The following is a 12,559-nucleotide window of genomic DNA, read 5'->3' as shown; positions in this document are numbered from 1 at the left end:
GCTGCGGGCCAAGAACCGCCTGGGGACTGTCTGGAATGAGCCTTGTCAACAAATTGGCCGAGGAACGGCGTGCACGTCTAGCCGCCGAACGCTTGCTGGAACTGAAGCAAGCCGAATTGAGCGCGGCCAATCGCAAGCTAGGGCGGCACGCGTTGGCCCTGACGCGCAAGATTGGTGAAAAGCAGGCCGAGGTTGCGACCGTTCGCGATGAAAATGAAAAGGTCAAATCCGACCTGACAGTGGCCAACGCCAAGATAGAGATTGCCGAGCGCCGGTTGTGGCACTCGATCCAGACCATCCAGGATGGGTTTGCCTTCTTTGACGCCGACAGCAACCTAATAGGTGCCAACACCGCCTACCTGAATGCCTTTGATGGTTTGGAGGAGGTCGCGCCGGGTATCTCGTATATGCGGATTTTGCAGCTGTTTACAGACGAGGGGTTGGTCAACACTGAAACCCTGGCCCCGGATGAATGGCGCCACATGATGACCGAGCGTTGGCTGGCCCCGAACCCCGAACCAGTCGTGTTGCGCATGTGGAACGACCAATACGTCAAGCTGATCGACCAGCGCGGTCATGGCGGGGACGTCGTGAGCCTTGCGCTGAACATCACGTCTTCTGTCCACTACGAAACCGAACTGCGCTCTGCCCGCGAACGCGCCGAAGCGGCGAACCGGGCCAAATCGGCGTTCTTGGCCAACATGAGCCATGAAATCCGCACGCCGATGAACGGTGTTGTGGGCATGGCCGAGCTGCTCACTGATACGGCCCTGGACGAGGAACAAAGGCTTTACACCAACACGATCAAGAACTCGGGCGAGGCGCTGCTCGTGATCATCAACGACGTTCTGGATTATTCCAAGATCGAGGCCGACAAGCTGATCTTGCACACCGAGCCGTTTGATCTGGAACGCTGCATCCACGAAATTGCCATGCTGTTGCAGCCCACGGTTCGCGACAAAGGGCTGACGCTCTTGGTGGATTATGACCTGTTCCTGCCTACGCTGTTCATCGGCGATCCGGGGCGGGTACGGCAGGTTCTGACAAATCTTGTGGGCAACGCGATCAAGTTCACCTCAAAGGGTCACGTATTAATCCGCGTAACTGGTGTGCCGGATCCCGCTTCTCAGAAATGCGCCATTCACGTCGCGATTGAAGACACAGGCATCGGAATTCCGACCGACAAGATCGACCACATTTTCGGTGAATTCAACCAGGTCGAGGATGAGCGCAACCGCAAGTTCGAAGGCACGGGCCTGGGTCTTGCAATCTCGCGCCGTCTTGTCGAACTGATGGAAGGGTCGGTCTGGGTTGAAAGCGAAGAAGGTATCGGATCGTGCTTTGGGTTCCGCGTGAACATGGACATGGCCGAGGGGCCGCAACCGGTGCCGCCGAACTTTCTAGGAGAAATCCAACATGTGATGATCGTCGATGATCTGGCGGTCAATCGCGCAATCCTGCAAAAGCAGTTGGCGCAGCTTGGGGTCAATGTCACGTCTTGTTCGTCCGGCAAAGAGGCGCTGAACTGCATAGACAAGAGCGTCGATCTGGTGTTGAGCGATCACAACATGCCCGATTTGGACGGGTTGGAATTGGTCGATGCCTTGCATACCCGCGGCTGGAGCGAGGTACCCTTTATTCTGCTGTCGTCTAACCCCAGCGTGGCGCAGGCAGATCCAGCCAGCAAACTGCTGCAGGGAATACTCCAAAAACCCATCCCTCGGGCCGAACTCTTTTCGCGACTGTCCAATCTGGGCGCCAAGACGCGAAAAACGGTGGATACCCCCGAAAATTCGCACTCCGAAGTTGATACACACAAAGGAACGAAAGCTGCAGCGTCGGTTGAAAAACGCCGGATGCGCGTTCTGGCCGCCGAAGACAACCGAACCAACCAGTTGGTGTTCCGCAAAATGGTCAAAGAGCTGGAAATCGAGCTTAAGTTCGCAAACAACGGCCTTGAGGCGGTCGAGGCGTTTGGCACCTTCGAACCCGACCTGATCTTTATGGATATCTCTATGCCGAAGATGGATGGCAAGGAAGCGACAGGCGAGATTCGCAGGCTAGAAGACGGCACAGGGCGACATATTCCGATCGTGGCCCTGACGGCCCACGCGATGGACGGCGATTCCGAGGGGATCTTGGCCGCGGGCCTGGATTTCTACATGACCAAGCCGCTGCGCAAGACTCTGATCCATGAACGTATTGAAGAACATCAACCGGCAGATGTTCTGCCGGTCAACAATGCAGATGCAGATCAAGACTGATACGGGCGCACAAAAACCGGCTTGTCCGGCGTGGATAAGTCGGCGCGATAGGCATACCCACCGGTGTCGAACTCCAGAATGCTCTTTGTGTCCGTCAGCCGGTGTTGAACGATGTAGCGTGCCATCGCACCGCGCGCCTTTTTGGCAAAGAAGCTGACAATCTTGGGGGTGCCCGCCTTATCTTCCATGAATACCGGGGTCACGACACGTAGCTTTAGCGCTTTGGGGGCCACGGCACCAAAATACTCCTGGCTGGCGCAATTCACCAGAACGTCTGATCCGACGGCTTCGCCTTGTGCATTTAGCGCCTTGCTGAGTTGATCCCGCCAGTAATCGTAAAGCGACTTTCCGCGACGGGTTTTCAACTTGCTGCCCATTTCCAAGCGATAGGCTTGAATGCGGTCCAGCGGACGCAACACGCCATAAAGCCCTGACAGAATGCGCAGATGGTCCTGCGCCCAGGCCAATTCGTCAGCATCCAGCGATGCCGCCTCGAGCCCCTGATAGGTGTCACCGGCAAAGGCCAGCGCGGCGGGGCGGGTCACATCGACGTCAGGTTCATCGGCAAAAACCTTGAAGCGGTCGTGGTTGAGGCGCGCCAGATCGGGGCTGATGTCCATCAGTTTCTGCAAATCTCCCAGCGTCAGATTCCGTGCTGTCTTGGCCAAGCGGATCGCGTCGTCCTGAAATGCAGGCTCAGTCGCCGTCACATCACGTTCCGCCCAATCCAGCCGTTTGGCTGGGGAAATCACCACAAGCATGTTCTGCCCCCAATTTGCGTGTTCCCGCAGACTTAGCCCGCCGCGCGCAACACGTCCAGAAAGGCATCACCAAAACGTTCGGCTCGACGTTCGCCCAGCACCCGTTCCAACCCATATCGGTCTTCGGGTTTCAGCTGCGCCACCTTGGCCAATTGCGAAGCCGAGCAGCTGAGCGGTTTGTCGATCCCGCCCACGCCGCGCGACAGTTCCGTCTGCTTTTCAAGTAGTTGGTCATAAACGTCTGCCCGATCCCGACCAGCCAGTTTGCGTCGCGCCGGGTGCAGCTCTTCGATGGCGCCGGTGATCACTTCAAGAAAGAGTGAGCCATAGCGTTCCAGTTTCTTGGCCCCCACACCCGCCACCCGCGCCATCTGATCCAGCGATGCGGGGCGGCGTTCGGCCATCTCGATCAAAGTGCGGTCCGGGAAGATCACATAGGCCGGCACCTTGCCCGCTTCGGCCAGCGCCCGTCGCTTGGCCTTGAGCGCAGACAGCAGCGGCGCGTCTTCATCCGAAACCATTGCTTTGACCGCCGGTCTTCGCGCGGCTTTGCGGATAGAATCCCGGCGCAGCTGGATGTTCGCTTCGCCCTTCAGGATCGGCTTGGCACCTTCGGTCATGCGCAGTGCGCCGTGGCGTTCGGGATCGGGCCGTATCAGATCGTGCCCCATCATCTGCCGGAAAATCGCCTGCCATTGCGGCTTGCTGTATTCTTTGCCAACGCCATAGGTGGGCAGTTGGTCGTGCCGACGGGCGCGGATCTTGTCAGTGTCACTACCCAGTAGAATGTCGATCAGATGGCCCGAGCCAAACCATTCTTCGGTGCGCAGGATGGCCGACAGCGCCATACGCACCGGGGTGGTGCCATTGAACACATCCGCTGGCGTGTCGCACAGATCGCATTTGCCGCAAGTCACATCCGTTTCGTCAAAATATCCCAACAGCGTTTTCCGGCGGCATTCCAGCGCCTCTGCCAACCCAAGCAGCGAATTCAGCCGCGCGTGGTCGGCCGCACGGCGTTCGGGCGGTGCCAGCCCCTCGTCAACCTGCGAGCGACGCAGGCGGATGTCGTCGGGGCCAAAGAGCGTCAGCGTTTCCGCAGGCCCGCCATCGCGCCCAGCGCGACCGATTTCCTGATAGTAAGCTTCGATCGATTTGGGCAAATCGGCGTGGGCGACCCAGCGGATATCAGGCTTGTCGATACCCATGCCAAAGGCCACGGTTGCCACCACGATCAGCCCATCCTCGCGGGCGAAACGGGTTTCCACGATCCGGCGGTCCTCGGCATCCATCCCGCCGTGATAATAGCACGCGCTGTGCCCTGCCTCGCGCAGAGCTTGCGACAAGGTCTCCGTCTTGTTACGGGTGCCACAATAAACGATGCCGGATTGCCCTTTTCGTGCTGCGGCGAACTCCATGATCTGGCGGCGGGGATTGTCCTTGGCTGAAAAAGCCAGGTGGATGTTGGGCCGGTCAAATCCGCGCAGAAAGGCGCGCGGTGGAACACCGTCGAACAGCTTTTCGACAATTTCGTCCTGCGTTTCCGCGTCCGCGGTTGCGGTAAAGGCCGCTAGCGGCACGTCCAGAGCACGGCGTAGCTCGCCGATCCGCAGATAATCAGGGCGAAAATCGTGGCCCCACTGGCTGACGCAATGAGCCTCGTCAACAGCGATCAGACTGACGCCGATCCGGCGCAGCATGCTCATCGCCGCGCCCGACGCCAAACGTTCAGGCGCCATATACAGCAGCTTAAGCTCACCCGCGTCCAGCGCTTGCCACACGGCCTCTGTCTCTTCGGGCGTATTGCCCGACGTCAGAGCGCCGGCGTTGACGCCTGCCTCTTGCAGAGCCCGCACCTGGTCGCGCATCAACGCAATCAACGGCGAGATCACCACCGTGACCCCCTCGCGCATCAGCGCAGGCAGTTGAAAGCACAGGGATTTACCGCCACCCGTAGGCATGATGGCCAGCACGTTTTCGCCTGCTGTCACGGCATCGACAATCTCTTCCTGCCCGGGGCGGAAAGCGTCGAATCCAAAGACATCTCGCAACAGCGGCGCGGCGTCGAACATTTGGGCGTGTGCCTCGTCAGTATTTTGTGTGTCTGCTCTTACGACACACAATCACATACTAAGATTCCGTGAACAAGAGGTCTCGGATCAAGAGGTCAGTAGAACAGCGCCGCGTTGTTGATTAGGACAATCCGCAGGGCAAAAACACCTAGCAAAACCACCAGTGGTGCCAGGTCCAAACCCGACATCGGCGGCAACATGCGGCGCACAGGACCATAGAGCGGTTCAAGGATGCGGTTCAGTCCGTACCAGATCTGCGACACCAGTTGCTGATGCAGGTTGAGCACCTGAAAGTTGATCAGCCAGCTCATAATCACATGGGCAATGATGAAGAACCAAACTACGTCCAGCAGCAACATCAGGATTTGGAACAGCGATTGCATCGGGCTTCCTCTTTGTCAGGCCGCTATCTTGGGCCGCATATCACCTAAGCAGACCTGTCTCAAAGGGCAAGAGCTGCAAAGGCCCATGGTTGATACGCGACTGACTGTGCCGCCCTGGCAACGACACCCTCGCAGCGCAGCGATAGCCCTTGCTTCGTTCATGAATTCCCCGTCATATCGAAGCAATCGAATTGGGGATAGACATGGCGGAAATTTCTGCGCGCAAGCGCATTTGGGGTTGGTGGTTCTTTGACTGGGCCAGTCAGCCGTACCACACCTTGCTGGTCACCTTTATCTTTGGTCCGTATTTCGCGAGTGTTGCGGCCGAACACTTCCTGTCAACCGGATTGGACAACCAAGCCGCCGCAGCGCGGGCACAGACCGTGTGGTCGTGGTGCCTGACCATCACCGGGCTGGTTATCGGTTTTGGCGCCCCTCTGATCGGAGCTTTGGCGGACGTCACCGGGCGGCGCATCCCATGGATTTTCGGTTTTTCGGTCATGTACGTCGTTGGCTCGAGCCTGCTGTGGTACACGATGCCCGACGGGTCGAACATGTGGTGGATGCTGTCTGCCTTTGGCCTGGGCTTTGTCGGTGCAGAATATGCGCTGATCTTCATCAACTCTCAGCTCCCCGACATTGGCGACGAAGAAAACGTCGGCAAGATCTCGGGGTCGGGGTTTGCTTTTGGCTATTTTGGCGGACTGGTGTCGCTGGCGATCATGCTGGCGTTGTTTGTGGAACAACCCAACGGCAAAACGCTGATTGGTCTGGACCCGGCCTTTGGCTTGGATGCCGGCGCGCGCGAGGGTACGCGATTTGTCGGTATCTTGACCGCCGTTTGGTACACGCTGTTCATGATCCCATACTTCATGTGGGTCCGTGACAGTGACCCGTCTGGCAAACCGGGCGGCCTGTCGCAAGCGCTTAATATGCTTAGCAAGGCGGTCAAGCGCGTGTTGTCCCGCTCCAGCCTCGCGGCTTACCTAGGGTCGTCGATGCTATATCGTGATGCACTGAACGGGCTTTACGGGTTTGGCGGCGTTTATGCGACGCTGGTTCTGGAATGGAACATCGTCAAGATCGGCGTTTTTGGCATCATCAGCGTCCTGGCAGCAGCGCTTTTCGCTTGGCTGGGGGGTAAGGCCGACAAGAAATTTGGCCCTAAACCGGTGATCAAGGGCTCGATCTGGGTATTGATCCTGGTTTGCGCAACAATTGTCGGTATGGACCGGACGCAAATATTCGGCATTCCACTGGCCGAAGGGTCAACTTTGCCAGACCTGATCTTTTTCGGGTGTGGCATTCTAATTGGTGGCATGGGCGGAATATTGCAGGCTTCAAGCCGGTCGATGATGGTGCGCCACTCTGACCCCGACGCACCCACTGAGAGCTTTGGCCTCTATGGTTTATCGGGTCGCGCAACCGCTTTTCTAGCCCCAGCATTGATCGCAATCATGACCACCGCAACCGGCAGCGCACGCTTGGGGGTTTCCCCGGTGGTCGGTTTGTTTATTCTGGGTCTGATCCTGTTGACCTGGGTAAAAGCAGAAGGGGACCGAACCTAGTGCGTATGTTGCGAGTTGTGAGTTTCGTTGCCTGTGCCGTCGTGCTGGCTCTGCCTGCTGTGGCTGAGCCCTTGGCGAAACAGTTGTTTGGGGCAATGGATGCCGGATCGCGTCAGCGTGCCAGTGCCTTTGGCAGTTATTCCAAAGGCTGCGCTTCGGGATCGGTGCAACTGCCGGAAACCGGTCCAACATGGCAGGCGATGCGTCTGTCGCGCAATCGTAACTGGGGCCATCCCGAAACCATAGATTTCATCGAAAAACTCAGCCGCAAGGCCGCAAAACAACGTGGTTGGAGCGGGCTTTACATCGGGGACATCAGTCAGCCACGTGGGGGACCGATGCTGACTGGGCATCGTAGCCATCAGATCGGTTTGGACATCGACATCTGGATGCTGCCTGCCAACAACCTGCGCCTGTCTCGGCAGCAACGCGAGGGCATTTCGTCGATCTCGCTGCGTCGAAACAAGGGGGCGTTCGTCAACAGCAACTGGACGCACCAACATCACGAGATCATCAAGGCCGCTGCCAAAGACAAGCGCACTGCGCGCATCTTTGTCTTTCCCGGTGCCAAGGTGCAAATGTGCAACAACGAAAAGGGTAATCGTGCTTATCTGCGCAAGATCCGGCCCTGGTACGGTCACCATTATCATTTCCATGTACGCCTCAAGTGTCCTCGCAACGCCAAAGGGTGCGTTAACCAGGACCCGCCGCCCAAGGGTGATGGATGTGCCGAGGCGCAGACCTGGGTCAATAACATCATCAGCCCGCCCCCGCCCAAACCGCGGGACCCCAACGCGCCACCTCCCAAGAAACGTCGCGAATATCTGTTAGCGGATCTACCCAAACAATGCGTCTCAGTTTTGCAATCTCAATAATTTTCACCTGCTTACTGGCCGGATCCGTTGTCGCGGTCGACACCGCCAAAGCCACTTATCTGAGCAGCTACAGCTGGGACAACTCGGCCCCCTGGTTCGGGGGTTTTTCCGCATTGGAAATATCCGCGGACGGACGCAACATAACAGTGCTCAACGACCGGGGAGTCATTCTGACGGCCCGTGTTTCGCGCACCGAAACGAACATCGATGACATCGAAATAACTTCGAGCGCGCGAGTGCTGTCGAGCACGGGCAAAACCCTGCGGGGACTAGGAGCCGATTCTGAGGGACTGGCAATTGCCGAAGACGGCACCGTCTTTATTTCGTTCGAAGGCATCCATAGGATCGCACACTACAATCGCAGTGACAGCACGACATCGGTTTTACTTCATCCCGATGCCTTCAAAAAAATGGCGATCAACGGCTCATTCGAGGCATTGGCCATCGACAACCAAAATCGGTTGTACACCATGCCCGAAAGCGGCTTGACTGCCGAGCGGCGCATTCCCGTTTATCGCTGGAATGGCCGACGTTGGTCGCAACCCTTTACCTTGCCGAAATCCGGCGAGTTCCTGCCTGTCGGTGCCGACATCGGACCAGACGGGCGGCTTTATTTGCTGGAGCGTTCTGCTGGGATTTTGGGATTTCGCACTCAGTTGCGCCGTTGGGACATGCTGGGCGGTCAACCAAGCAACGGTAAGGTCCTGATCAAAACGCATTCAAGCACACACGACAACCTAGAAGGGCTTTCGATCTGGCGCGACGCGGACGAGAAGTTGCGGGCCACAATGGTGTCAGACGACAATTTCCTGTTCATACAGCGTACTGAGTTGGTGGAATACGCCCTGCCTGACTGACTTGCGTTAACACGCCTTTTTGGCTAAACGCCCCGCTTACCTGCCAATCCGGTGGGACAAGTCGCCGCTACCTTGTCAAAAAAACGGGCTCAGACATATGACACGTAAACATCTTCCCGGCATTCTTGCCATGGCCGCCATCGTTGTGGCTTCTAACATACTGGTTCAATTCCTGTTCGGCCAATGGCTGACTTGGGGGGCCTTTACCTATCCGCTTGCATTCTTGGTCACGGACGTAATGAACCGCGTTTATGGCGCCGGTCCGGCACGTCGGGTGGTTTTTATCGGCTTCATCGTGGGCGTCATCTGCTCGCTGATCGGCACCCAGATCATGGGTGAGTTCGGCCCGCTGGTCACCCTGCGCATCGCCGTGGGATCAGGCATTGCATTCCTAACGGCGCAAATGCTGGACGTCAGCATCTTTGCCGCCCTGCGCGGTGGTAAATGGTGGCGCGCGCCGCTGGCCTCGACCCTGGTCGGGTCCTGTATTGACACCGCGCTGTTCTTTTCAATCGCGTTTTCGGCACAGCTGGCCTGGCTGGAACCGGCCAACGATGTGTCCTGGGCGAACGAAGCAATCCCGATGCTAGGCGTTGGTCCGGTTGCGCCGCTGTGGGTCTCACTGGCCTTTGCTGACTGGCTGGTCAAGCTTTCGCTGGCTCTGATCGCACTGATCCCGTTCCGCCTGATTGTTCGGCGCTTGGATCCGAACGGCAGCGCTGCCTGACGAATTTGTTTGGAAAAATCGACAACCCGTGTCACGCTCCCCTTGAGTTCAACAAAAGAAAAGGAGGTGATCCAGTGTCGAGAAAGAGATTGGAGAGAGGTGTCGGAACAATTCGGGGGCACGCCTGCTAAGGCAACCTTTGGCAGCAACGCCACCCGAAACGATCTGAGTTCAGGTCCGTTGAGTTCGCTCTGACCGACCCGACCTCCTTAAACTTTCGAAGGGCTGCTCGTTTCCGGGCAGCCCTTTTTGATTTTACCCTGTTTGCCTGCTGTGGGTCGCTGTAGAGTCGCACCATGATGCGGATCACCGATGACATTACCATTCAGGACTGGGAGTTGACGGAAAGCTTTATGCGTGCCTCTGGCCCCGGGGGCCAGAACGTCAACAAAGTCGCAACCGCTGTAGAGTTGCGGTTCGAAGCCGAGCGCTCGCCGTCGCTCACCGGTGCCGTCAAATCGCGGCTCAGACGTCTGGCGGGTCGCCGCTGGACGAAAGAGGGCGCGCTGATCCTGCAGTGTGACGAAACCAGATCGCAGATTCGCAACCGCGAGATTGTGCGCGATCGGCTAGTGGCCCTGATCCAAAGCGCTCTGGTCGCGCCCAAACGCCGGATCGCCACGAAACCCACCAAAGGATCGGTTCGACGTCGGTTGCAGGCCAAGAAGGCCCGCAGCGAAGTCAAATCGCTGCGTGGCAGGATCGCAGACGACTAAATTCCAAATTCGCGGAGCTCCCGCGCCCGAGCACTCCCGACTTCGTCGGCACCACTAGCGGCCCAACAGGAGGAGGTGTTTCGTCAGAAACATCGGTGACTGGCGGGAGCACCCCTGAATCCATTGACTATATCACAGCGCGCGCTTTGCACTGGTGTCCTTGGCAAGCGCTGTTAGTGTACCTCCAACATCGCGTTTTCAGGGAAGAGGAAGCACATGAGACTGCAGGGGAAAAGGGCAATCGTAACCGGTGGTGGGTCGGGCTTTGGTGCCGGGATCGTGGCAAAATTCGTTTCCGAAGGCGCGCGTGTGATGATTGCGGATATCAACATGGATGCGGCCCGCGACACCGCCAAGCAGATGGATGGAGACGCCATTGCTCATCAAGTTGATGTCGGCGATCCGGTGTCAGTCGATTCCATGGCCGAAGCTGCATTGGCCAAGCTGGGTCACCTCGATATTCTGATCAACAACGCCGGTGTAACTCATTTGCCCACTCCGCTCGAAGATGTCAGAGAAGCCGATTTCGACCGCATGTTCAACGTGAACATGAAGTCGGTGTACCTAACCGCGCGCGCCCTTGTCCCTCACATGAAAGAGCGGGGCACCGGAGCAATTCTGAACATCGCGTCAACCGCTGGTGTCTCACCGCGCCCAAACCTGAATTGGTACAACGCGTCCAAGGGTTGGATGATCACAGCAACCAAGACCATGGCGGTTGAATTGGCTCCGTCCGGCATCCGCGTAAACGCACTGAACCCGGTGGCCGGGGAAACGCCGCTGCTCAAGTCCTTCATGGGCGAAGACACCCCTGAAATGCGAGCCAAGTTCCTGTCGACGATCCCTTTGGGACGGTTTTCCCAGCCTGAGGACATGGGCAATGCTGCGTGTTTCCTGTGTTCGGACGAGGCCAGCATGATCACTGGCATCGCCATGGAAGTCGACGGGGGCCGCTGTATATGAGCCGTGTGAACCTGGCAGATAAATTGGCGCAATTCTCGTCCCATTGGGACCCGCATGTGGTGGCCGATTACAACGACAACGACGTGATGGTAGTCAAGTTTCAGGGAGAGTTTCCTTTTCATCACCATGACGACACCGACGATTTCTTTCTCGTACTCGAGGGGGAAATGGTGATGGATATCGAAGGGAAAGCGCCCAAATTTGTTCGTGCAGGCGAACTCTATGTCGTTCCCAAGGGCGTAATACACCGACCGCGCGCGGACGCCGAATGCAAAGTTTTGTTGATTGAGCCTAAGGGCGTGCCAAACACCGGCGATCCCGCAACCGCAGCCCCAAAACCCAGGATCTGACATCATGCAGCCCGGCCCCAAGAACCTGATCACTGATGTCCGCGGCGTGTTGGTGGGCAATGCGCAAGACGATGCGCTTAAGTCCGGTGCAACCGTTCTGACCGCGCCTGAACCTTTCACGGCCTCCGTCCACGTCATGGGCGGCTCGCCTGGCACGCGAGAGACCGATCTGCTAGCCCCCGACAAATCGGTGGCCAAGGTTGATGCGCTGGTGTTGTCGGGGGGATCGGCCTATGGGCTGGATGCATGTTCCGGCGTCGTGGATGGATTGCGCGCGCAGGGGCGCGGGTTTCAGGTCGCTGAAGCGATCATCCCCTTGGTACCCGGAGCGATCTTGTTCGATCTGCTCAACGGCGGGCAAAAGGACTGGGCAGAAAACCCCTATCGCGCCCTTGGCCGCGCTGCTTTTGAATCTGCGCGCGACGACTTTGAACTGGGCACTGCAGGCGCCGGTACTGGGGCGTTGACCTCTATGCTCAAGGGCGGACTAGGGTCTGCGTCACTGGTGTTGGGCGATGGAATAACGGTCGGCGCCTTGGTGGGCGCCAACCCAATGGGCAGCGTCACCACACCGGGAGATCGGCATTTCTGGGCCGCAAACTTTGAAATCGACGCAGAGTTCGGCGGCGCAGGTCCAGACCCGAGCAGCGGGCTGGGTCGCAGCCAAGAGAGCCGCAAGTTGATGGCAATGCGTCAGCAATCACAGGACCGGGCCAACACAACCATCGCAATCGTGGCAACCGATGCCGATCTGTCCAAAGCGCAATGCCAACGCATGGCGATTGCGGCCCACGATGGCATTGCGCGGGCAACGGTGCCAGCACATTCGCCAGGGGATGGAGACTTGGTGTTTTCGGTTTCTACTGGCGCACGACCTATGACAAACCCAGAGCGCGACCTGACGGTTATCGGTCATGCCGCCGCGATCTGCCTGTCGCGCGCCATTGCCCGCGCCGTTTATCTGGCGACACCATCCGATGGCGATCTTTTGCCGACGTGGTCGCACGCCAACAGAAAATAGGG

General features: G+C 58.0%; 12 protein-coding genes. 9 read left to right on the top strand and 3 right to left on the bottom strand.

The annotated features are described in order from the left end of the window. The first annotated feature begins 35 nt into the window (after positions 1-35). Complete coding sequence (locus tag G6R15_RS14335) at positions 36-2,264, top strand: response regulator (protein WP_164660647.1); 2,229 nt, start codon at positions 36-38, stop codon at positions 2,262-2,264. Here the strand turns inward: G6R15_RS14335 and yaaA are convergent. From yaaA to G6R15_RS14320, 3 genes are all read right to left on the bottom strand, one after another. Next, complete coding sequence (gene yaaA / locus G6R15_RS14330) at positions 2,255-3,025, bottom strand: peroxide stress protein YaaA (RefSeq protein WP_164660646.1); 771 nt, start codon at positions 3,023-3,025, stop codon at positions 2,255-2,257. The two genes, G6R15_RS14335 and yaaA, sit on opposite strands and share 10 nt — an antisense overlap. Before the next feature lie 32 nt (positions 3,026-3,057). Next, complete coding sequence (gene recQ, locus G6R15_RS14325) at positions 3,058-5,097, bottom strand: DNA helicase RecQ (protein ID WP_164660645.1); 2,040 nt, start codon at positions 5,095-5,097, stop codon at positions 3,058-3,060. Positions 5,098-5,192: 95 nt separating this feature from the next. Beyond that, positions 5,193-5,480 (bottom strand): YggT family protein, encoded by a 288-nt coding sequence (locus tag G6R15_RS14320; RefSeq protein ID WP_164660644.1) that lies wholly within the window; start codon positions 5,478-5,480, stop codon positions 5,193-5,195. A 203-nt stretch (positions 5,481-5,683) separates the two neighbouring features. Between G6R15_RS14320 and G6R15_RS14315 the strand changes: the two genes are divergently transcribed. From G6R15_RS14315 to G6R15_RS14280, 8 genes are all read left to right on the top strand, one after another. Further along, positions 5,684-7,048, top strand: a complete 1,365-nt coding sequence (locus G6R15_RS14315) for an MFS transporter (RefSeq protein WP_164660643.1) — start codon at positions 5,684-5,686, stop codon at positions 7,046-7,048. A 5-nt stretch (positions 7,049-7,053) separates the two neighbouring features. Continuing rightward, the gene (mepA, locus tag G6R15_RS14310) at positions 7,054-7,923 is read left to right on the top strand and encodes a penicillin-insensitive murein endopeptidase (protein WP_164660908.1); all 870 of its coding nucleotides are present in this window, start codon (positions 7,054-7,056) and stop codon (positions 7,921-7,923) included. Further along, positions 7,896-8,780: an esterase-like activity of phytase family protein gene (locus G6R15_RS14305; RefSeq protein WP_164660642.1), complete on the top strand. Its 885-nt coding sequence runs from the start codon at positions 7,896-7,898 to the stop codon at positions 8,778-8,780. The genes mepA and G6R15_RS14305 overlap by 28 nt, the downstream gene beginning before the upstream one ends. 97 nt (positions 8,781-8,877) lie before the next feature. Next, positions 8,878-9,507, top strand: coding sequence for a queuosine precursor transporter (locus G6R15_RS14300; RefSeq protein ID WP_164660641.1), 630 nt, complete (start codon positions 8,878-8,880; stop codon positions 9,505-9,507). Between the two features lie 296 nt (positions 9,508-9,803). After that, on the top strand, positions 9,804-10,223 hold the full coding sequence (arfB, locus tag G6R15_RS14295; protein WP_164660640.1) for an alternative ribosome rescue aminoacyl-tRNA hydrolase ArfB: 420 nt from the start codon (positions 9,804-9,806) through the stop codon (positions 10,221-10,223). Between the two features lie 216 nt (positions 10,224-10,439). Then, complete coding sequence (locus tag G6R15_RS14290) at positions 10,440-11,186, top strand: SDR family oxidoreductase (protein WP_164660639.1); 747 nt, start codon at positions 10,440-10,442, stop codon at positions 11,184-11,186. After that, the gene (locus G6R15_RS14285; RefSeq protein WP_164660638.1) at positions 11,183-11,536 is read left to right on the top strand and encodes a cupin domain-containing protein; all 354 of its coding nucleotides are present in this window, start codon (positions 11,183-11,185) and stop codon (positions 11,534-11,536) included. Before G6R15_RS14290 ends, G6R15_RS14285 begins: the two co-directional genes overlap by 4 nt. A gap of 4 nt (positions 11,537-11,540) precedes the next feature. Beyond that, positions 11,541-12,557: a P1 family peptidase gene (locus G6R15_RS14280; protein ID WP_164660637.1), complete on the top strand. Its 1,017-nt coding sequence runs from the start codon at positions 11,541-11,543 to the stop codon at positions 12,555-12,557. Positions 12,558-12,559 lie beyond the last annotated feature (2 nt).

Source organism: Tropicibacter sp. Alg240-R139 (assembly GCF_900537075.1).
Lineage (GTDB): Bacteria > Pseudomonadota > Alphaproteobacteria > Rhodobacterales > Rhodobacteraceae > Falsiruegeria.
This window is presented reverse-complemented; position numbering and strand designations above follow the sequence as displayed.

Bases quoted from the DNA above. Each gene is read 5' to 3' on its own strand.
- G6R15_RS14335 (WP_164660647.1), top strand. From the start codon at position 36: ATGAGCCTTGTCAACAAATTGGCCGAGGAACGGCGTGCACGTCTAGCC.
- yaaA (WP_164660646.1), bottom strand. From the start codon at position 3,025: ATGCTTGTGGTGATTTCCCCAGCCAAACGGCTGGATTGGGCGGAACGT.
- recQ (WP_164660645.1), bottom strand. From the start codon at position 5,097: ATGTTCGACGCCGCGCCGCTGTTGCGAGATGTCTTTGGATTCGACGCT.
- G6R15_RS14320 (WP_164660644.1), bottom strand. From the start codon at position 5,480: ATGCAATCGCTGTTCCAAATCCTGATGTTGCTGCTGGACGTAGTTTGG.
- G6R15_RS14315 (WP_164660643.1), top strand. From the start codon at position 5,684: ATGGCGGAAATTTCTGCGCGCAAGCGCATTTGGGGTTGGTGGTTCTTT.
- mepA (WP_164660908.1), top strand. From the start codon at position 7,054: ATGTTGCGAGTTGTGAGTTTCGTTGCCTGTGCCGTCGTGCTGGCTCTG.
- G6R15_RS14305 (WP_164660642.1), top strand. From the start codon at position 7,896: ATGCGTCTCAGTTTTGCAATCTCAATAATTTTCACCTGCTTACTGGCC.
- G6R15_RS14300 (WP_164660641.1), top strand. From the start codon at position 8,878: ATGACACGTAAACATCTTCCCGGCATTCTTGCCATGGCCGCCATCGTT.
- arfB (WP_164660640.1), top strand. From the start codon at position 9,804: ATGATGCGGATCACCGATGACATTACCATTCAGGACTGGGAGTTGACG.
- G6R15_RS14290 (WP_164660639.1), top strand. From the start codon at position 10,440: ATGAGACTGCAGGGGAAAAGGGCAATCGTAACCGGTGGTGGGTCGGGC.
- G6R15_RS14285 (WP_164660638.1), top strand. From the start codon at position 11,183: ATGAGCCGTGTGAACCTGGCAGATAAATTGGCGCAATTCTCGTCCCAT.
- G6R15_RS14280 (WP_164660637.1), top strand. From the start codon at position 11,541: ATGCAGCCCGGCCCCAAGAACCTGATCACTGATGTCCGCGGCGTGTTG.